Origin of the sequence: Nonomuraea salmonea, from assembly GCF_042428605.1 — a bacterium.
Taxonomy (GTDB): Bacteria; Actinomycetota; Actinomycetes; order Streptosporangiales; family Streptosporangiaceae; genus Nonomuraea; species Nonomuraea salmonea.
Window position 1 is genome coordinate 37,079 of record NZ_JBHMCF010000057.1, and the last position, 18,496, is coordinate 55,574.

Here is an 18,496-nt window from a genome sequence, read left to right on the forward strand (position 1 = left end):
TCTCTCGTGGGGTGTTACTGCTGCTTGTCGGGTTCAGCCGCGGCGGCGGCCAGGTCGCGGACGCGCCAGGATTCGCCGTTGGCCGCCACGACGTGCTTGCGCTCCCGGCACACGGCGTAGCAGCCGATGACGACGACGCAGGAGCGGCAGGCCGGGCAGGCGGCGGGCGGCTCCCACTCCGTGTCGGCCAGGCCGTCCGGCTCGGTGCGCACGAGCTGCATCGCGGCGGGCAGCCGCGTCAGCCCGGCGAGCGCGATGACGGCGCCGACCCTGTCGTACGGGACGCCCGCCACGATGAGCGACATGCGGAGCGCTGAGCGGACCGTCCCGATCGTGCCCAGGTCATCGACGCGCTCGGCCATCTCCAGCGCGATGTGGAGCTGCTGGGCGAGCATGACGGCCGCCATACGGTCGGGCAGGCGGGTGACGTGCATACGAGATCCTCCAGGTGTCAGATGCCGGGGTGGCCGCGCCCTGGCAAGGCGCGGCCACGGGCGGAGTTATCGGCTGCCGGCCAGGACGCTGCTGGCGAAGACCGCGAGCCGGTCGGCGCCGTGCAGGATCCCGTCGAACACGCCGTTGACCGCTGCGGCGGCCTGGGCGGGCCGGGTGAACAGGTAGAACGCGACGAACGCGACGGCGGCCCACATCAGAGCCCTCTTGAAACGCATCAGGGGTCAGCTCCTCTTCTTTTCGATGTCGGGGCAGCGCCACCGACGGTTGGTGATCAGCGTGCGCATGGCGGGAAGCCTGAATTGGCTGCTGCGCGGGTGGCCGGTGGCGGCCTGGCGCAGCTCGTACAGGCCGGGCTCGACCCGGTGGACGTACAGGCCGGTTTCGACCCAGTCCCGGTTGAAGACCTTGCGTTCTGGCTGGTCGTTCACGGTGGGCTCTCCCTCCTCCAGGTGTCAGGTGTCAGGTGCGGGGCGGTGGTGCGGTCGTGTGCCCCGGCGCCGCCGCCAAACCCGGGGAAGGGGGGTTGGCGGCGGCCCGCAGCGCGCGACCAGCCGGTCAGTCCTGGGCGGGCTGCTGGATGCGGACGGTCAGCTTGTCTCCGCTGGCGTGGTGGCGGATGGTGACGCTGCCGACGCGCAGGCCGGCCTCTTCCGCCATCTCCTCGCCCGCGTGCGGCTTGATGTAGCCCACGGAGACGGGGTGCACGAGATGCATGGTGAAGCGCCAGCCCTCGGCGTCGCCGCTGAAGTCGTCGACCTGCACGCGGCGGATGTTGACCGCGCAGTGCCGGGTGACGCGGTCCCGCCACAGCAGGACGGTGTCGTGGAGGTGGGTGGTGCCGGTGATGATGGCGTAGAAGCCGATCACGCCGTCCATGAATTCCTGCTGGTCCTCGAAGGTGTGCAGGCTGTACGAGCCGGGGCGGGCGTGGTCCCGCCGCTCACGCAGGTACAGGTCGAAAACCTTGCACCGCAGGTCGAGGTCGGCGTCGTCGCTGCCGGCCTCGGCCAGCCACGGGTGGAAGAGGTTGTAGTTGGAGCGGACCTCTCGATCGCTGACGGTTTTGCTGATGCTTCTGCTGACGAGCTGCACGGCGTATCGGAGCGCGATCCACCGCGCCCGGTCCTCCGTGGTGAGCTGGCCGGCGCGGGGGCGGCCGTTGACAGCGGTCGTCGTCATGGCGGGTTTCCCTTCTCAGCGTGCGGTGGCGAGTTGCGGCTGCCCGTACCGGCGGGCGACCTGGTGGTAGATGGCGAGCGCCTGGCGGACGTTGTAGGGGCGGCTCGTGGTGCCGAACGTGGAGACGGTGCTGCCGCTCCGGCCGGGGATGCGCTTGGCGATGGTGCACTCGAACGCGCCCGACGCGTCGTAATGCAGGACGACGCCGTCGAACTCGACGACGAGCCGGTTGGGCTGCGGCCGGACGGCGGCGGCCGGGTGCCCGGCGGCGATGATGCCCCGGCGGAGCGTCTCCAGGGCGGCGTTGTTGGTGTCAGTGAGCGTGTGCATGTGCGTTCTGGTCTTCCTAGGTGTCAGGTGCGGTGTCGGGTTTCCGGCGTTGTCAGGGCCGGGAGCTGTGCTCGGCGCAGGTGCAGGGGCCGTGGATGAGCACCCCGGCGAGGAGCCGCATCGCGCCGATGCAGGCGGCGGCGACGGCGGCGACCGTGTAGAGGGCGGTCCGGGCGTGGCGGCCGTTCAGGTTGGCCTCCATCGCCTTGCAGATCATCCGCTCGTTGTCTTCCATGGCTTTCAGGTAGCGGGGGCATGTGGTGCTTCGGCTTTTCATGGGCGCGGCTGCCTCCCTTTCGTGTCCGGTGTCGGGTGTCAGGTGCGGGTTAGAGGATGGGGACGCAGATCTTGCAGTAGCGGGAGGGGCGGGCGTGCGCCTGCGGGTTGGCTTCGTGCTCGCAGGTGGCCAGCTCCCCCACCGTGTGGTCGTCCACTGGCTGGCCGCAGGCCGGGCAGGCGGCGCTGGCTGTCACGCGGTCCCCCTTAGTGGCAGCCGAAGCAGGCGTGGACGGCTTCGAGGGCGTCTTCCTGCGTCCACAGGAACCGGTCGGGCAGCGGGTCGCGGTGCTGCTGCTCCCACTCGTGGGTGTCGTTGGCGTAGAAGACCACATCGTTCGCGGTGCCGTCCTGCTCGGCGCGGGCGACCGTCCACAGGTTCTCGCTGTGGAGAGTCACGAAGATCGGCTGGTGGTCGGTGGTGCCGCCGTGGCGCAGGCAGTCGCCGGCGCAGTAGCCGTCCGTGCCGTTGAACACGAACTGCTGGACGTGGTCTATCGAGGCTGCGGCCGGGTGGTCGAGCACGATCGGCGCGACCTTCCGGAAGAACTGGGCGGCCCAGGTCTGGGCGAGCTGCATGGCTTCGCCGAGGTGGGCGGGGTAGGCGTCCCGGTCCCAGACGGAGGCGCCGGGCAGGAGGTTCTTGAGGTGGTAGCCGCGGGTTCCCCCTGCGATGGTGACCAGCTCGAACGCGGCGATGTCGTCGATGTTTCCGTAGCTGGGGTTGGCCAGTCCTAGGCCAGGGCCGGCGCTGGTCCACGTGATGCCGATCTGCACGTGGTGGTCCTTCCTGCTGGTCGGTCTCTCTGTCGGTGTCAGGTGCGGGTGATGATGATCTGGACGGACGCGCCGTCAGGGCCGGAGAAGATCCCCGCGATGCGGAGCGGTTCTCCGTCTTCGGTGCGCAGGTCGAGCACGTGTTCGTTGGGGACGTTGTGGAGCTGGTCGGCGAGCGCCTGCTTGCTCCAGTCGTCGCGGTCCCACTCGTCGTACACGCGAAAAACCATGTCCTTATGATAGCGCACTTTCTTCTCTGCGTGCAATAACTACCCTACACCTAGGTGCATGGAGTCGGAAGGCCCAACACCTGTGCGCAGCATCCGGACATGCGAACGGCCCGCCCTGCCCCGCCGCCTGATCCCGGATTGGCGGAGGAGCTGGACGGGCCGCTGGCCTACCTATCCTCACCTGACGAGAAACCCGCGCGATAGCGGGGTCAACGTGGGTGGTCACTCTACGTGCCCTCACGGCTGCTCGCGAGAGATTCGTCATAGATGAGCGGCCAAGCCAAGCCGGAAGACATGCGAGGCGGACTCCGGCACGGGCTGGCCTAACCGCCGGAGTCCCGGTCGGCGTCGTCATGCGCGATCTGCGCAGCCGTCGTGACCCTTTCGCCGGGCGGCGCGTCGAACAGCCACGTCGACTCCCCCAGCGTCATTCGCCGTCCAGGTGGCGGGTCAGGCGGGCGAGCAGGGAGCGGGTGCGCGGGTGAGCGGCGGCGAGCAGGCCGGCCTCGCTGACCCAGTGCACGTCCCTGGCGGCGACATCGACGTGCTCCTCGTCGAGGTCGAGGCCGTACCGGTAGATCTGGGTCCGGCCGTCGTCGAGGTGGTCGATGCCGACCCGGACCAGGTCGGTGCGGTCGGCGAGGTGGCCGGTCTCCTGGTGGACCGCGCGGACGGCGTCCGCCGTGATCGGGGTCGGCCCGGCGTGCCGGGCGCGGATCGCGGTGCCGTCGCGGCGTACGAGGTAGCGGCGGGCCGGGCCGGTGCCGGCGTACGGCAGCACCTCGACCGCGAACTCGATCCGGCGGCGACGGCCGGTCTGGTCGGCCGCCCGCTGGCCGGTGTGGAGGTTGTCGGGCATCAGATTGTCTCCCCAAAGAGCGTCAGGTGTTGTCATTAAGATATCAGATTCTCTTAATCACTGACATGTGTCTGGGGGGCTGCATGTCTCTATCCCTAGGCCAGCACGCCACCTATGCTGAAGCCACCATCCTCCCCACGGAAGGCGAGGCACCATGACCGACCAGCAGAACAGCGCAACCCCGGACTCCTCCACCAGCTCGTCCATGAGCGCAGCCGATATGCAGGCGGCGGCGGACGAACTGGAGAGGCTGCGCCGGTCCGGGCTACTCGACGAGCAGGACGTGAAGCGCGCCCGCGCCGGGTTCGAGCACCACTTCGGGCCGCTCCCCGACGCCGGCTAAGACCTGCCGCAACGACAAGGGAGGGGGTGCCGGGCGATCAGGCAGGCACCCCCTCCCCCCTTTTTTCGCGTCGCGGCGGCCGCAGCTCGCCGGCGCGCTACGCGTTCAACAGGTCGTTGTCGTGGACGCCGTCCTGCGGCGGGTACGCCAGCCACGGCGCCCGCTCGCTGACCGGCTCGCTGCCGTCGCTGATCCGGGCGAGGATCCCGACGAGCAGGTGGGCGTCCTCCACCAGGTCGCCGGTGAACCCCGGCCGCCCGAGCACCGGCGGGTAGTACTCAGGGGAGTCCACGCCCTTGACCGGCTCGCTTCGGTGGTAGCGCCACCGCTTCCCCACCTCGACGTCCAGCACGGTCCCGCGCGGGACAGCGCACGCCCACCCGAACGCGTCGAGCGCCCCCCACGGCATCGGCCGCTCCGGCGCCCGGGACACCGCGCGGCGCTCCTGCAGCTCCTCCTCGCCGAGCGCGGCGGCCAGCACCGCCAGCGGCTGCCTCACCGGCTCCGCCCAGCCGGCGAACATCGGCGTGTCGCCGTCCGGCCACCGCCCCCGCATCACCTCGTCGATCATGCGGATCGTGTCCGCGTAGGAGTGTTCGCCGCCGGCGGGCGTGGTGCCGGGCGGGGCCAGCTTCACGTCCACCAGGACGTCGCCGACGTACCCGCCGGACCGCTCCCAGCACGCCGAGCACAGGTCGGACAGCACGAACGGGTCCGACACCCACGCGCACCCTCCCGGGCAGGCGCGCTCGTCGGTGCACCCGCACACCCGGCATGCGGGCGGGTCCCACACCGACAGCTCCGGCATCTCCTCCGGCTGCGGGACCTGGAACAGCACGAGCGCCAGGCGGCGCGGCTCGGCCGGGTCGTCGGCCATCACGGCGATCACGCCGTGCCGCGCCGTCGCCAGGACGTATTCGCGGGCAAGCTGCTGGTTCTCGTAGTGTCTGCGCAGCGTGGTCAGCGCGTACCGGCACTGCGAGCACAGCCTGCCGATCCACGGCTTCACGTCCAGGCCGGGGTCGGGCGGGTTGTCGTCGGTGACGGTGGAGTGGGTTCGGGCGTCGCACCGCTTGCAGATGTGCTGCGCTGCCGCTGCCCGCTTGACGGAGGCGAGCTGCGCGGCGGACGGCGGCGTCTTCTCCACGGTCTGGTCCAGGCCGTACAGGGGCGCGTACCTGTTGCCGTAGTACAGCACCTGCCCGGCCGGGACGGCTCCCCGGGTCAGACGGCGGGGCGGGTTCAGCCGGGAGAGCTGCGTCTTGGTGTAGAGCCCTTCGGGCACGGCGTCCCACTGGGTGTAGCGGGGGACGCCGTCGAGCGGGGCGGGCCTGGACTGCGGCATGGCCGTTTTCCTTCCTCTTCTTCTGGGTGTCAGGTGCTTGCTGGGAGGGGTGGCCACGGTAGCGGTACCCCTCCCGGCAGGTCAGCGGAACAGCCGGCGGCACGCCCAGTTGCGGGCCACGTACTGCTGTTTGGTCGGCGGGAACAGCTCGTCGCAGCGGCGCGCGGCGGCGGACGATCCCCGCCGCGGGCGGGCCTGGCGGGTCGGCCGGGCGGCAGCAGTCGGGCGGGCGGCGCGGGTGGTCGGCCGCTTCACCGTCTTGCCCGCGGTCTTGCCTGCTGTCCTCCTGGCGTGCGGCTTCGGGGTGGCGGTCACGGTGACCGTCACCGCCGGGGCGGGGACCGGGGTAGCCGCCGGGGACGGCGGGGCGGGCGCGGTGGCGGTCGTCGCGGGCCGCTCTGCCCTGCCGTGCGGGGCGGAGCGGCCCGGCAGCAGCAGCCACGTCCCGGCTCCGGCCGCCACGGCGACGACGCCGCACAGCAGGGCGGTCCGGGCGAGGCGCGGCAGGCGGCGGGGCGGGCGCGGCGAGCTGTAGAGGGTGCGGGCCGGCGGGTCGTCGAACAACAGGAACCTCCTCGACGTCGGGATACGGGTGTCAGGTGCAGGTGTGCGGGGTGGGCCGGTCAGCGGGCCGCGAACTCGTCCAGCGCGCCCCACAGCGGCGACTCCAGCCCCCAGTACCGGTCGGCGATGGTGACCTGGACGGCGCCGCGCAGGACGCGCCGCAGGGCCGGCGAGACCTGCCCGCCGAACATCAGGACCAGCTCCCGGACCGGCAGGCGAGCGCCGAACGCGCACGTCGTCTCCTCAAGGCGGGGCTGCCCGAGCATGCCGCGCGGGCCGCCGTCCTCCCGCGCGGAGACCGGCACCGCCTCCTTGTAGCTGGTCCGGACGCGGGCGGCGGTCTGGGCGACGATGTGCAGTCGCGGGTGCCGGGCGGCGGCCCGGCGCAGCCGGTCCAGGCCGGCCTGGTCGGTGAGTCCTTCGACGGCGGCGCGCTGCCACCAGGTGGCGCCGTCGTAGCCGGGGCCGTGGAACTCCGGCTGCGAGCTGTAGGTGACGTAGCCGGAGCGGTTGGCCGCCGCGAGGTGTCCCGCGATGGGCAGGGTCTCCTCGTCGGGGCGGCCGTCGTAGCCGGGGTGGCCGCCTGCGCCTTCCAGCCAGCGCGCGGTCAGCTCGCCCAGGTCGTGCAGGGTCGTCGCGGTCTGCCAGTCCTCCATGGTGTGGCTCTCCTCGATGTCGGTGTCGGTCGGGTGTCAGGTGCAGGTGCGGTGCGCGGGCGCGGAGAGGGTCAAGGGCGCGCGGCTTGCGCGGCTCGCGCGGCTTGGCGGACGTAGGGGGAACGGTCGTGCTCGGCCAGCCGGCGCCGCACATCCTCCGGGGTGGCCGGGTTGGCGGCGACCGCTTCGCGTACGCGGGCCGGGCTGCGGGAGGCGGCGAGCCGGGCCAGCGTCGCGGCCGGGCAGGCCGGGTTGCCGGCCGCTTTGGCTCGCACGATCTCGTTGTCGTCGCCGGCCAGCCGGTCGACCAGCTCCGGGATCGAGGTGTGGGCGGCGAGCGTGCGCCGTACCGACCATTCCGGGTCTTCGGCGAGCCGGGCCAGCGCGTCCAGCGGGCTGGACGGGTTGGCGGCCACGCAGCCGCGGGTGTACCAGCGGGGTTCGCCGGCCAGGAGGCGCAGGCTGCCGGGCGGGGTGTGCGGGTTGGTGGCCGCTGCCCCGCGCACGCCGTCGCAGGGGTCGGCGGCGAGCCGCTCCAGCCAGGCGCGGCTGGTCAGCGGCGAGCACGCCGCCCTGCAGCGTACCGGCTCGTCCGGGTCGGTGGCTGCCCAGTCGGCGTTCCGGCGGCGGGCGGCCGGGTGCCGCAGGACGCCCATGCGCGCACCGAGCACCCCGCCCGTCTGGATGACGTCGATCTCCTGGACGGGCAGGGCCGGGTTGGCGGCGGCGGCCTCCGACAGCATGAGGTCGGGGTGGCGCGACAGCGCGATCAGCGCCTCCTCGGGCGCCCACTGGTTCTCGGCGACCGCGAGCCGCACCCTGTGGTACTGGCTGGTGGCGAGCACCCGCAGGGTGGGCTGGTGGGCGCCTTTGGCCAGCAGCCGCTCGGCCAGCTCGCGCGGCCACTCCGCCGGGGGCACGTCCATGCCGTCGACCAGGTCGCGCGGGTCCCGGGAAGCGGCGGCGGCTTCCCGGGCGGCGTTGCGGGTCGGGCATGAGAGCGTTTCGAGTATCGCCATGCGCGGGTGGGCGGCCATGAGCAGCGTGAGCGCGTCCAGGTCGTCGATGGTGTAGCTGTGCGACGGCTCCTGATCGTCCATGGTGGTGTCCTCCTGGGTTTTCGCGTCAGGTGCGGGTGGTGTCAGGTGCGGGTGGTTAGAAGGGTTGATCGTCCGGGCCGGGCGTCCGGGTGAACCGTTCGGGGAAGACGCGCCGTACGGCGGCGCCGTGCTCGAACGGGGTCTCGTTGCCGCCGCCGTACAGCGCGATCGGGGCCTGCCGGTCGGGGCGTCGGCCGCCGTCGCGCAGGACCGCTTGGGCGGCCTGGATGAGGCGGCGGTCGCCCGGCTGCGGGCCGTTGCCGACGATCCGCAGCGCGGAGGCCACGAACGTGTCGCCGAGCGCGCGGATGACGTTCCGGTCGAGCTGGTTGAGGTGGCCGGCCGGGATGATGCGGCCGGTGATCCAGCCGTCCGCTGGGTGTTCGTAGCCGCCGACCTCGACGGTGGCTTCGCTGTCGGGCGGGCCGCCGGTGCACGCGACGCCCTGGAGGAGTTGGCCCGCGGTGTAGAGGGTGTTCACGTCGCCGGTCCGCCAGAGGGCCGGCTTGACGAACACTCCCCGGCCGGGCTGACCGATGGCCAGCCCGGCGTCCTGGACTCTGCGGAGCGCGGCGGACGCGGTGGCCATGGCCACGCCGTACGCCTGCATCAGCTTGGTCTGCGAGGGGAGCTGCTCGTTTTCGCCGATGGTCCCTTTGAGGATGAGCAGGGCCAGGTCGATGGCGATGCCGGCAGCCGTAGCAGGGGCGGGGGTGTTGGGCTCGGGTTCGGTACTCACACCACCAGACTAATCTAGCCAATCTAGATTGGCAAGATAGGTGTGTGGAGGATGGGCCGAGCCCTACGAGGTGGAGCCCACCTCGTCGAAAGCCTCTCCGCAGGCATCGCAGGTGATCCCGCCGCAGTCCCAGAACGCGTACGTGACCCACGTCGACCGGCACCCGCAGCCGACTTTGATGCGGGTGCCGTTGCGGCCAGTGCCCGACCCGCCGATCCCTTTCGGCGTGCGCGGGAGGCGCGGCAGCGGCTCCGGGGCGTCCTCCTCGCCCTCGCCCTGGCCGCCCTGGTCGTCGTCTGGTGCGTCGCCGGCGGCCGGGGCTTCGCCGGTGGACTTCTCCGCCATCCACTGACGGTACGCGGCCACAGACGGGTGATCGACGTACGGGAGCTTCTCCGCGTCCAGCATCTTGATCGTGTCGCGGTAGCGGTCGGCCGTCGCGTCGGTGATGACGCAGGCGCTCCACCCGATCGTCTTGTCCCGCTCGCGTGGGCCCTTCAGGCCCATCTCGCTGGCCAGCCGCAGGAAAGCCCGGTTGTGGTAGCGGTTGGAGGAGGTGACGTCCTCGATGCCGCGCACGGCCGCCAAGGCGTGAGCGGCCTCGTGAAGCAGTACCTCCATGACGCGCCGGCCGCCGAGCCCGAGCAGCTCGCCGGACGCGAACATCTCGGGCGTGGCCCGGCCGTCCCGCCTCCAGCGGGAGGCGTTGAAGTGCCCCCACGTCATCCATGCGCCCTCGGACCCGGCGCCGGTGATGACCACGACGTCGGGCACTTCGGGGTGCTGGGCTCGGACGGCGAGCCATGCCTGCTCCAGCACGGAGATGATGCGGCTGCCGGTCGCTTTCGTCGTCAACGTCACACCCGATTCATAGCATGTACATGCTACGAACGGGCGGCGTTCGAGGAACGGGCCCGGACAGAAGGAACGGGCCCGCCCTACACTCGACGCATGACCGCCACCACGCCCCGCCACCGGACGCGGGTCGCCATCGCCCAGGGCTGTGCCTCCCCTGGCGCGGCGCCGATGCGGGTCGAGCTCTACCGGCCCTGCGACGTGATCCGCGAGACCGCCGCCCGCTACGCCGGCGGCGAGTCCGCCGAGCTTGTAGCGGAAGAGTTGCGCAGGCGCGGCGTCCGGGTGCGCGACCTGCACCCGCCCAGGCCGCGCGCGTTCTCTCCCGGCGACCCTGGCAGTGTGCTGGCCGGTCTCGTCGTCTACAGCGACGAGCACGACGACGAGAGGATGCGGACGCCGTGAGGATCCGCATGGACCGCGCCCTGGAGACGATCGGCGGGCAGCGGTGGCCGGAGCCGGTCCCAGGCGTCGACGCCGCGCTCGATGCCGGCCGGGATCTGCATGAGTGGCTGCTGTCGGTTTACGTGGCCACCGGTGGGCAGGCGAGTGTCCGCGTGCCCAACATCGGCGAGTTCGCGTAGCGGCGAGCTCACCGCCGCGGTGGACGACGCGGAAAAGGCCGATGGCCGCCCCCATGGGACCAGGGGCGGCCATCGTCGTACGTGACGGGGTGAAGCTCATCCCCGCCCGGGGCGGGGAAATGCCTCAGTGCGCGCCATCCAATGGGCCATCCCCGTACGCACGGGGAACGGATAGCTGTCCCTCTTCTCACGGGACCATCCCCGCAAGCGCGGGGAGGCACTCGACGTCAGTCTGCCGCGACCGCGCGCCGGGACGCAAGAGCCTCACGGGTCTCGCTCGCGGTCTCCGTGCTAATGGACGGTAAGGGTGGGCCAGTTGGGTGCTTCAACCTTGCCGGGCGAGCGGACATCAGCCGTACGCGGCCGGGGCCGGGTCAGCCGTTGACCTGGACGTTCCGGTGGCATCCTCCGCATTCCTGGCGGTAGACCTCGGACAGGTCACGGTCCGGGTCGAAGACCCTTGCGGGCACTATCATGTCCGCGCCGCAGTGCCCGCAGTAGACCAGGCACATCGGCTCGTCCATCAGCGCCGCCTTCCCTTCCTCGCGCGGCTGTCGTTCTGCTCGCCGGTTCGGCCCTCGTCGCGCTTGCCCTTCCGGCTCGTGCCGTAGCTGATGCCGCCGTGGTGGTCGCCGGCGACGTAGACGGCGCCGGGGCCGGTCACGGTGACGGAGTTGGTGATGATGTTGCCGGTGCCCAGGTGGATGGGGCCGGTGTTGCCTTCGATGATGATGCCGGCGTCGCCGTCGTGGTCGTCGCCGGTTCCGTTGTTGATGATCGTCGGCATGGGTCGCCTTTCTTGTGGATAGTGTCAGGTGCGATCTTTATGATAGTGGCAAATCATATGCACGGGTAGAGCGGTCGCTCCACTGTCTCCGAGTCGATGCCGCCGTACTGCACGGTCGGCGGATTCCCCCCCTTCGAGCATGAGGATCACCGCGCCGCCACCGGCGACGGGGGACGCGATTCCACGGGTAGGGGTTGGCGTCGCGCGCTCGAGTGCGCCGCGGTGGACGACGCGAACCCAGGTTGGCGTCGCCGCGGCCGCAGCTCGTCGGCGGGCGACGCGAAAGGCGGGCGGGTGGTCAGCGGCGGATCCGCGTCGCGGCCAGCCCCGACGTCGCCCCCACCTCCTGCACCGACCGGGACTGCCCCGCCACCGACATCACCTGCGACTGGCCGGCGATGCCCTGTAGCAGCCCGTACGCGAGGTAGACGGACGCGTCGATCCTGCCCGGCGACTCCGGGTCGGTCGGCATCCACGTCGCCCACTCGTGCTCCAGGTCCGGCAGCATGCCGCGCAGCCGGACGCGGCCCAGCATCATCTGCTGGGCGACCGGTTCCGCCCGCAATAGCTTGCCCTGCTTGGCGCGTACGGCCTCGATCTTCGGCATCAGCATGCCGGCCGGGATCTCGTCGTCCTCCTGGAGCTGCTTCCACGCGCCCTTGAGCGCCAACTCCACCATGTCGCCGCCGTAGTTGGTTTCGCCGATGATCCGCGTGGCGTGGATCTCGACGGCCAGACGGCAGGCGGCCATCGCCCACTCCGCCGACGACATGACGCCGGACCGGTCGTGCGTGATCCACAGCCGGGAGTCGTCGCCGAGGTAGCCGCCGATGATGCCGGCGGTGTCCCGGCCGCCGCCATTGGGGTCCACAGCGACGGCGATCTTCTGCGGGGTGACGCCGGAGTCGTCGGCGCGCAGGCCGCGCATCAGCTCCGCCGTCACCAGCGCGCCTTCGGCCGGGCGCGGGTCGCCCTGCCCGAGCGCGTACCAGTCCCGCACGATCGACGTGCTTTTCATGTCGTCCCACCACGCCTTGAGCGCTTTCTTGTCGCGGGTGGGGATCTTCGGGTGCGTCAACGGCTCGCCCGGCTTACGGCCGAGCGGGTCGGGCCCGTACTTGGGGTCGGCGATGGCGGGCAGGTGGACGACTTTCCACCGGCCGCCCTCCTCCAGGCGGCCTTCCTCCTTCAGGCGGCGTCCTGCCCAATCCTCCTCGTGCCAGCGGGTTTGCACGCCGAGGACGGCGTTACGGTCCGGCTGGAGGCGTTTGAGCGCCGTCGAGGAGTACCAGTCGTGGACCCGCTTGCGGGACCGCGCGGACTCGGCGTCGGCGCGGTCTTTGTGCGGGTCGTCCACGATCAGCAGGTTGATGCTGAAGCCGGTCAGACCTGAGCCGATACCGACGCTACGGACGCCGCCGCCGGTGGTGAGGTCCCAGTCCTGCTTGCTCGCCGAACCTCTGCGGATGGTCAGCTCGTAGTCGGCGCCGTACTCGGTCACCATGTCCTGGATGGCCTGGCCGTGCCGCAGCGCCAGGTCGTCGCCGTAGGAGGCGATGCCGACCCTGTCGGTCGGGAACTGCGCCAGCCACCAGAACGCCCCCCATTCCGCCACCAGTGTGGATTTCCCGGTCTGGGGCGGGCAGATGACGAGGAGCCGGTCGTAGTCGCCGGTGACGAGTCCGGTCATGGCGTCGGCGATGACGCGGGTGTGTGGCCGGACCGTGTAGGTGGGGTCGAGCCCGCGGGCGAGCGTCGCCGGGTCCTTCAGCAGGGCCCGCGCCTGCTGGGCGCGGATCTCCTCCAGCCGCGCGAACAGCTCGTCTTCGCCGGCGGCCTCCAGGTCGAGCAGGTCAGCCGCGCTGCTCACGCGCCCTCGTCGTAGGGTTCCTCGTCGGCGCCGGTCGTGGCGGCCTCACGGCGGGCGACCTTCTCGGCCAGCTCCGCCAGGGCGCGGCGCCGCATGTCGGCGGGCATCTCCCGGAAGCGGGTGACGGCGACCTGCACCCGGCCGGAGGCGTCCTCGCTGACCTCCACCTTCGAGGTGGAGGCGGTGGTCAGGTCGGCGAGCGCGTCCCGCTCGATGCGGACCGCGACGTCCCACAGCCGCGTCAGCTCCGCCGGAGAGAGCTGCGAGGTGTTGAGGTCCAGCAGCGCCTGCGCGGCCTTGGACTGGGCGAGCTTGGCGGTGCGCACGTGCCGCTCTGCGGCTTTGCGGCGGGCCACGTACTGCTCGCGCTGCCACTGCTCCTCCAGGTGCCGGTCGTAGGCGGCGACCCGCGCCGGCCAGCCGTGAGCGCTGCCCCACCGGCCGATGATCGTGACGGACTTGCTGAGCTGCTTGGCGACGTCGCGGTAGGAGCGGCTGCCCATCGGCTGGTCCCGGTACACCAAGAACGCCTCGTAGGCGGGGCCGCTCTCGCGGGCCTGCCGGTCCCACGGCTGGGTGTCCATCACGTGACTCCTACTCGTCGTCGTCCAGGTCGCAGGCGAGGCTGATGCGGTTGGCGGCGGCGTACGCCTTGAACGCCTGGCCGATCAGCTCCGAACGGGTGGACTTGGTGACGGTCTTGGCGTCGATCGCGGCGTCTACGACGGTCTCGATCAGCGCGGCGGTGCCGGGATCGACCAGCGCGGTGCCGAGCAGCTCGGCGAGCGGCTTGTGCTCGGACGGGTCGAGGTCGGCCGGGTCGGTCGAGTCGATGCCGAGGACTTCGGCTGTGGCGTCGATCAGCCGTGACATGACGGTGGACAGGGCGCGGGCGTCGTACTCGCGGCGCAGCCGCCGGGTGACGGCCTGCCACTGCTCGTACAGCTGCTTGTCCACCAGGTACAGGTGGTCGCGGTCCAGGTCGGCCTGGTCGATGAGCTGCTCGACGGCCCGCTCGAACTTGTCGGCCTGGTGCGGCATGAAAGTGATCAGCGTGGTGCGGAACTCGACGTCCAGGTCGATGTTCGGCAGCGACACCCGGGGCGGCACGATCTCGACGTCGGGCGGGCTGACGTACGCCTCCAGCCGCGCGTCCACGTCCTTGATCTGGGCGTAGATGCGGGCCACGAGCTGCTCTTCTGACTCGCCGTGCAACGCGTTGTGGGCCAGCTGCTTGGCCTTGATCTGGTCGGGGGTCAGGCCGGTGACGTCGACCAGGACGAACACGTAGTGCACGCCGGCGGCGCGCGCCGCCCTGGTCCGGTGGTGGCCGGACACGATCTCCAGGCGGTCGCCGTCGCCGACGAGCGCGCAGAACGGCAGGCTTTCGAGGCGGGCGTCGCGGCCGATGGTGGCCGACAGCCGCTCGAACATGGCGGCCGGCATCGCCTGGGCGTTCAGCTCCTGCTCGAACAGGTCGTCCACGTGGACGCGCCACAGCTCCAGGCCGTTGCCGAGGTCGGCGATCCGCTCGGGCGGCAGGCGCTCGTCATCGCTCACAGTCAGGCTCCTTCACGTAGTGGGTGGACGTCGATGGGGTTGCCGTCCGGGTCGTAGCCGCCGAGCACGTCGGCGACATCGACGACGGACAGCTCGGCCAGCTCGACCCGGTCGAGGATGTGGGGCGGCGGCTCCGGCTGGCCGGGCTCGCGCATGGGCAGCGTGTCGCCCTGGCAGGCGAACCCGATCCCCTGGTAGGCGCGGCCCAGCGCGACCGCTTCGTCCTGGGTGAGGGCGTACACCTGGAGGACGGAGCGGGTCAGGCAGGCCAGGTAGTACTCCTTGTAGTGCTCCTTCACGCCGGCCCTTCCCCGGCGGTGGCGCGGCCGGCGCCGCGGCCCTTGCGTTTCTTCTTCGCCTGCTGCTGGACGGGCCGGGGCAGGCGGGGCCCGTCCCACGAGTCGCGGCAGATCCACGCCTGCTCGGCGTGCCACTGGCGCATCACTTCGGCCCATGTGTCGTCGCGGAAAGGCCCCTGGTAGAGGAGCTGGAAGCCGCCGCCGGGCCGGGGCTCGCGCTTGACGAGCTTGAGGACTCCCCGGTCGGTTTTGCCCTCGTGGTGCAGGGTCGGGGACGCGGTGGAGATGCCTTCCAGGACGGCCTGGTTCATGTCGGAGAAGCGGCCTTGCAGCCAGCGGCGGAACTCGCCGCTGGTCAGGGCGAGCATGAACAGTTTGCCGAGCCGGGCGTAGCGGAGGCTGGTGACGGAGATGCCGAACACTTCGCCGACGTGCTGGCTGGCGCCGAGCCGTACGTCGCGGCAGTGCAGCCCGAACGCGGTGGTGACCCGGCCGTCGACGAGCATCAGGCAGTAGCGTTCGGCCTTGGTCTGGCCGAGCCGGTGGACGAACAGGTCGCGGTAGTGCAGGCAGGTGTCCTTATCGACCAGCTCGAACGAGATCACCGAGTCGGGGGTGATCTCCTGGTCGGCGTAGACGGGCCATGTCTGGTGGATGCCGGGCTTGCCCTTGCGGACGACCAGCCGATCTCCGGGGTCGTGGTTGGCCACGAGGTAGTCCACCCGGCCGTGGCCGGCGGCTAGGGCGGCCACCTTCACCCACTCGTCGGGCATCTGGTCGCCGTGGTGGGCGTAGGCGAAGGCGTCGCCGCTCCAGCCGGTGAACGTCTCCAGCCACGTGCTGGTGTCGGCCGGGTCGAACTCTTCGGCGAGCAGCCGGCACGTCCAGATCGCGGTCTCGGCGTGGCCATACTGCTTGCTGTAGGCGCCCTTGTGGCCGGGCAGGTTGCTGTACCAGAAGACGCTGTCCGGGTCGTCGGCGGCCACGGTGTCGGTGATGACGTCGCGCACGTCGGCGACGTCGTAGCGGCAGCCCTTGAGCAGCTCGGTCTGGGTGCGCAGCCCGGCCGCGAGCCGGTCGCGGATCGCGGTGGCGCTGCCCCACAGCTCGTTGCGCCACTCTTGGGCGTGCACGGTCTTGGGCGGGGTGGACAGGTACTTGACGGTGAGGAGGATGCCGGCGGCGACGTCGTGCTCGTCGCGGGCGCCGGAGACGAACCGGGCCAGGTCGTCGGGGATGCGGACTTCCAGCTCGTCGAGCGTGCGGCGCGGGTCGGCCAGGTAGCCGATCACCGACGAGTACAGGCACAGGTCGGACGCCTCGACGCGTTCGGGGTGGCCGTGCTTGGCGACGATCGCGGTGGCGGTGGACCAGCGGCCGACGCACGGCAGGATCCACCGCTGGTGGCGGGATGGATCGACGAGCTGGGCGAGGTATTCGCGGGCCGGGCTGGGGTCGAGCCCGGCGAACAGCAGAGTGGCTGATCCAGCCATGCGGCGTCCCCTCCCGAAGGGGTGGGGGTTGCCTGCGGTGGGGTGTTCGGCTGGTCCGGCGGGCAGGTAGTGAGCCTGCACCTCCCGGCGGAGAGCCGGGTGACCTACTTGGTCGACCGCCGGGCGATCATGTCGCAGGTGGCACAGTAGCGGCAGCCGGGCCGGTGTGGGCGCGGCCGGCGGGCCGGCTGGCGGAGTGTTGACCGCTGCCTGGCCGGGGTTTCACCCGGGCGGGACCTTCGACGAGTCCCGCCCGGGTCAGGGGCTAGTCGAAGAGGGTCGCCGGGGCCGGCTGGGCGGGCTTGGCGGCGGGGGCAGGGCTGAGTTCGGGCACCTCCCAGCCTGCGGCGTCGCGGAACCATTCGGCGGCCCACGTGCGGTGGCACTTGTTCTTGGCCGGGTCGGGGCTGTAGACGTCCTCGAAACACAGCAGCACCAGGCAGTGGCCGGGGTGCTTGGTGGTGAGCGAGTCCAGGCGGGCCTCGATCGCGCCGGACAGGGTGTCGAGCCGCGCGAAGTAGGCGGACTTCTTGACGTCCATCGTGGCGCTCGCGTAGGCCGGGTTGCCGAAGATGCCGTGCGGGGCCAGCTCCTCCACGTACTCGATCTTGGGGCCGGTCTTGTACCAGGAGTAGACCCACATGCGGCCTGCTCCGACGCTGGTACGGACGGGCACGCACGGCATGAGGCCGTGGCCGGGGACCTTCATCTCTCGCTGGAACGCCTTGTAGGAGCAGGTGGCGATGAGCGGCTGGTTCATGTGGTGGTGGTTCCTTTCGGTGGGGGCCGGGCGGGTGCCCGGCCCCGTTGATTCAGGCGCAGCGCATGGCGGCGGTCGTGGCGGTGGCGATGGCAGGCATGTGGTGGGCTCCTTCGTACTTACAACAACATGATTATGATATCACACTATCCGATCTACTTGTTGTGTTTCTGCTGGTCAAAGCCGTATTTCCTTCTGGCGATCGACCGTGTCGACCTCCGCGAGCGCGGTCATCCACATCTTCGCGAACGGCTTCGACGTCTTCTCCTGGGCGGTGGCCGGCGCCAGCACGAACGCGTGCTCGACGGAGGGGGCCGCCTGCCGGCGTGCCACGTGCACCCTGCGGTGCGGGCCGTCCCGCTCGACGTCGATGCCGAGCCGGGCCGACACCCGTTCCAGCGCGGCGGTCATCTCCTGCCGTCCGCCGCGCACGATCGTGGTCAGGGAGCGGGCGGCGCGGGTCTTGCCGTCAGCGCGCCGCAGCAGCGCCCGCCGCACCTCCCACACCGCCCACTCCTGCTCGTCCAGGTGGGCGGCGAACGCGGCGAGCAGGCCGGGCCCGCCGGGGTGAGAGCGCAGCTCCCAGGCCAGGCGGCGGCCCGCGATCAGGCCCTGCCGCTCGTTCAGGGCGACGGCGGTGTGTTCCATCAGGAGCGGCCGCATCGCCAGGCGGGGGGCGGCGATCAGCCGGGCGACGGTGTCGCCGCGGTTGGGCCCGTCCAGCGCGTACGGGCACATCGTGCACGCGGATTTGGGCCAGACGGTGACGCCGGTCTGCTCGCGCAGGTAGGCGATCGCGTCGGCCCGCCACCACCCCCAGTCGATGAGCGGGTATTCGGGCTGGCGGCCGGGCAGCTTGCCGAGCCGCATGTCGGTGTCGCGGCGGCCCAGCTCCCCCAGCTCGAAGCCGACCACGTGCGTGTAGGGGCGGCCCTGGGTGTAAGCGGAGATCCACCAGTCGAGGACTTCGCCCTTGGCGTGGATGGAGCACAGGCGAGGCCCGCCGGTCTGCGGGACGGTGCCGCTGTCGAGCATCTCCTGCGACAGCCGGTAGACGCCCTCGATGTGGCAGCGGGTCGGGGTGCGGGTGTCCTCGATCACGGTGTAGTGGCAGCCGCCTGCCTCGGTCTTGGTGCGGGCGGTGCGGGCGACCTGCACGGTACGGATGCGGTGGCGGCGCAGCAGCGGGAGGACGTACTTCTCGACCAGGTGGCCGGTCTCGGGCCACTCGTCGCCGGTCTGCGCGATCACGACGACCAGGTCTTCGAGGTCGAAGTCCCGGCTATACGGGTCGGTCAGCCAGCGCAGCAGGACCGCTGTGGAGTCGGCGCCGAGCCCGTACGACAGGACCACGATGCGGCGGCCCGGCGGGGCCGGCGCGGTGGGCAGGACGAGTTGCATGGCGGTGGTCTTCCGGGTGTCAGGTGCAGGTGG

Annotated in this window: 28 protein-coding genes; 3 read left to right on the forward strand and 25 right to left on the reverse strand. The window is 71.3% G+C overall.

Annotation, left to right across the window (positions count from 1 at the left end):
- Positions 1-14 precede the first annotated feature (14 nt).
- The 10 genes from ACFFR3_RS45875 to ACFFR3_RS45920 all read right to left on the reverse strand — a co-directional run bounded on the left by ACFFR3_RS45875 (position 15) and on the right by ACFFR3_RS45920 (position 4,107).
- Positions 15-434, reverse strand: a complete 420-nt coding sequence (locus ACFFR3_RS45875; RefSeq protein WP_345410209.1) for a hypothetical protein — start codon at positions 432-434, stop codon at positions 15-17.
- A 66-nt stretch (positions 435-500) separates the two neighbouring features.
- Positions 501-671 (reverse strand): hypothetical protein, encoded by a 171-nt coding sequence (locus ACFFR3_RS45880; protein ID WP_345410207.1) that lies wholly within the window; start codon positions 669-671, stop codon positions 501-503.
- Between the two features lie 6 nt (positions 672-677).
- A complete protein-coding gene (locus ACFFR3_RS45885) occupies positions 678-884 on the reverse strand; it encodes a hypothetical protein (RefSeq protein WP_345410205.1) in 207 nt (68 codons plus the stop codon).
- Between the two features lie 127 nt (positions 885-1,011).
- Positions 1,012-1,635 (reverse strand): hypothetical protein, encoded by a 624-nt coding sequence (locus tag ACFFR3_RS45890; protein ID WP_379485206.1) that lies wholly within the window; start codon positions 1,633-1,635, stop codon positions 1,012-1,014.
- A gap of 15 nt (positions 1,636-1,650) precedes the next feature.
- Entirely contained in the window at positions 1,651-1,965 is a 315-nt protein-coding gene (locus ACFFR3_RS45895; protein WP_345410201.1) for a hypothetical protein, read from the reverse strand.
- A 52-nt stretch (positions 1,966-2,017) separates the two neighbouring features.
- A complete protein-coding gene (locus ACFFR3_RS45900; protein ID WP_345410199.1) occupies positions 2,018-2,200 on the reverse strand; it encodes a hypothetical protein in 183 nt (60 codons plus the stop codon).
- 91 nt (positions 2,201-2,291) lie between these two features.
- Positions 2,292-2,438, reverse strand: a complete 147-nt coding sequence (locus ACFFR3_RS45905; protein WP_345410197.1) for a hypothetical protein — start codon at positions 2,436-2,438, stop codon at positions 2,292-2,294.
- Positions 2,439-2,448: 10 nt separating this feature from the next.
- Positions 2,449-3,018, reverse strand: coding sequence for a hypothetical protein (locus tag ACFFR3_RS45910; RefSeq protein WP_345410195.1), 570 nt, complete (start codon positions 3,016-3,018; stop codon positions 2,449-2,451).
- Positions 3,019-3,056: 38 nt separating this feature from the next.
- A complete protein-coding gene (locus ACFFR3_RS45915; RefSeq protein WP_379485207.1) occupies positions 3,057-3,248 on the reverse strand; it encodes a hypothetical protein in 192 nt (63 codons plus the stop codon).
- A 427-nt stretch (positions 3,249-3,675) separates the two neighbouring features.
- A complete protein-coding gene (locus tag ACFFR3_RS45920; RefSeq protein WP_345410191.1) occupies positions 3,676-4,107 on the reverse strand; it encodes a hypothetical protein in 432 nt (143 codons plus the stop codon).
- A 205-nt stretch (positions 4,108-4,312) separates the two neighbouring features.
- Between ACFFR3_RS45920 and ACFFR3_RS45925 the strand changes: the two genes are divergently transcribed.
- The gene (locus ACFFR3_RS45925; protein ID WP_345410189.1) at positions 4,313-4,450 is read left to right on the forward strand and encodes a hypothetical protein; all 138 of its coding nucleotides are present in this window, start codon (positions 4,313-4,315) and stop codon (positions 4,448-4,450) included.
- 97 nt (positions 4,451-4,547) lie between these two features.
- Here the strand turns inward: ACFFR3_RS45925 and ACFFR3_RS45930 are convergent, their stop codons facing one another.
- From ACFFR3_RS45930 to ACFFR3_RS45955, 6 genes are all read right to left on the reverse strand, one after another.
- Complete coding sequence (locus ACFFR3_RS45930) at positions 4,548-5,795, reverse strand: hypothetical protein (RefSeq protein ID WP_379485208.1); 1,248 nt, start codon at positions 5,793-5,795, stop codon at positions 4,548-4,550.
- Positions 5,796-5,876: 81 nt separating this feature from the next.
- Entirely contained in the window at positions 5,877-6,359 is a 483-nt protein-coding gene (locus tag ACFFR3_RS45935; RefSeq protein ID WP_345410183.1) for a hypothetical protein, read from the reverse strand.
- A 59-nt stretch (positions 6,360-6,418) separates the two neighbouring features.
- Positions 6,419-7,015, reverse strand: a complete 597-nt coding sequence (locus ACFFR3_RS45940) for a DUF6919 family putative SAM-binding protein (RefSeq protein ID WP_379485209.1) — start codon at positions 7,013-7,015, stop codon at positions 6,419-6,421.
- Between the two features lie 71 nt (positions 7,016-7,086).
- On the reverse strand, positions 7,087-8,115 hold the full coding sequence (locus tag ACFFR3_RS45945) for a variant leucine-rich repeat-containing protein (RefSeq protein ID WP_345410179.1): 1,029 nt from the start codon (positions 8,113-8,115) through the stop codon (positions 7,087-7,089).
- Positions 8,116-8,170: 55 nt separating this feature from the next.
- The gene (locus ACFFR3_RS45950; RefSeq protein ID WP_345410177.1) at positions 8,171-8,854 is read right to left on the reverse strand and encodes a GntR family transcriptional regulator; all 684 of its coding nucleotides are present in this window, start codon (positions 8,852-8,854) and stop codon (positions 8,171-8,173) included.
- Between the two features lie 63 nt (positions 8,855-8,917).
- On the reverse strand, positions 8,918-9,715 hold the full coding sequence (locus ACFFR3_RS45955) for a hypothetical protein (RefSeq protein ID WP_379485210.1): 798 nt from the start codon (positions 9,713-9,715) through the stop codon (positions 8,918-8,920).
- A gap of 90 nt (positions 9,716-9,805) precedes the next feature.
- On the opposite strand from ACFFR3_RS45955, the gene ACFFR3_RS45960 reads away from it, so the two are divergent.
- Positions 9,806-10,114 carry a hypothetical protein gene (locus ACFFR3_RS45960; protein ID WP_345410173.1) on the forward strand — a complete coding sequence of 103 codons (309 nt, stop codon included), beginning with the start codon at positions 9,806-9,808 and terminating at the stop codon, positions 10,112-10,114.
- Positions 10,111-10,293, forward strand: a complete 183-nt coding sequence (locus ACFFR3_RS45965) for a hypothetical protein (RefSeq protein ID WP_345410170.1) — start codon at positions 10,111-10,113, stop codon at positions 10,291-10,293. Before ACFFR3_RS45960 ends, ACFFR3_RS45965 begins: the two co-directional genes overlap by 4 nt.
- 374 nt (positions 10,294-10,667) lie before the next feature.
- Here the strand turns inward: ACFFR3_RS45965 and ACFFR3_RS45970 are convergent, their stop codons facing one another.
- The 9 genes from ACFFR3_RS45970 to ACFFR3_RS46010 all read right to left on the reverse strand — a co-directional run bounded on the left by ACFFR3_RS45970 (position 10,668) and on the right by ACFFR3_RS46010 (position 18,463).
- Positions 10,668-10,817 (reverse strand): hypothetical protein, encoded by a 150-nt coding sequence (locus ACFFR3_RS45970; protein ID WP_345410168.1) that lies wholly within the window; start codon positions 10,815-10,817, stop codon positions 10,668-10,670.
- A complete protein-coding gene (locus ACFFR3_RS45975; protein WP_345410166.1) occupies positions 10,817-11,080 on the reverse strand; it encodes a hypothetical protein in 264 nt (87 codons plus the stop codon). The genes ACFFR3_RS45970 and ACFFR3_RS45975 overlap by 1 nt, the downstream gene beginning before the upstream one ends.
- A 298-nt stretch (positions 11,081-11,378) precedes the next feature.
- Positions 11,379-12,950 (reverse strand): hypothetical protein, encoded by a 1,572-nt coding sequence (locus ACFFR3_RS45980; RefSeq protein WP_379485211.1) that lies wholly within the window; start codon positions 12,948-12,950, stop codon positions 11,379-11,381.
- The gene (locus ACFFR3_RS45985; RefSeq protein ID WP_345410162.1) at positions 12,947-13,534 is read right to left on the reverse strand and encodes a hypothetical protein; all 588 of its coding nucleotides are present in this window, start codon (positions 13,532-13,534) and stop codon (positions 12,947-12,949) included. Before ACFFR3_RS45985 ends, ACFFR3_RS45980 begins: the two co-directional genes overlap by 4 nt.
- Positions 13,535-13,544: 10 nt before the next feature.
- Positions 13,545-14,510 (reverse strand): ParB N-terminal domain-containing protein, encoded by a 966-nt coding sequence (locus tag ACFFR3_RS45990; protein ID WP_345410160.1) that lies wholly within the window; start codon positions 14,508-14,510, stop codon positions 13,545-13,547.
- 2 nt (positions 14,511-14,512) lie between these two features.
- Entirely contained in the window at positions 14,513-14,809 is a 297-nt protein-coding gene (locus ACFFR3_RS45995; protein WP_345410158.1) for a hypothetical protein, read from the reverse strand.
- Positions 14,806-16,302 carry a GNAT-like putative antirestriction protein gene (locus ACFFR3_RS46000; RefSeq protein ID WP_379485212.1) on the reverse strand — a complete coding sequence of 499 codons (1,497 nt, stop codon included), beginning with the start codon at positions 16,300-16,302 and terminating at the stop codon, positions 14,806-14,808. The genes ACFFR3_RS45995 and ACFFR3_RS46000 overlap by 4 nt, the downstream gene beginning before the upstream one ends.
- Positions 16,303-16,567: 265 nt before the next feature.
- Positions 16,568-17,062 (reverse strand): hypothetical protein, encoded by a 495-nt coding sequence (locus ACFFR3_RS46005; protein WP_379485213.1) that lies wholly within the window; start codon positions 17,060-17,062, stop codon positions 16,568-16,570.
- Between the two features lie 177 nt (positions 17,063-17,239).
- Positions 17,240-18,463, reverse strand: a complete 1,224-nt coding sequence (locus ACFFR3_RS46010; protein WP_379485214.1) for a hypothetical protein — start codon at positions 18,461-18,463, stop codon at positions 17,240-17,242.
- Positions 18,464-18,496 lie beyond the last annotated feature (33 nt).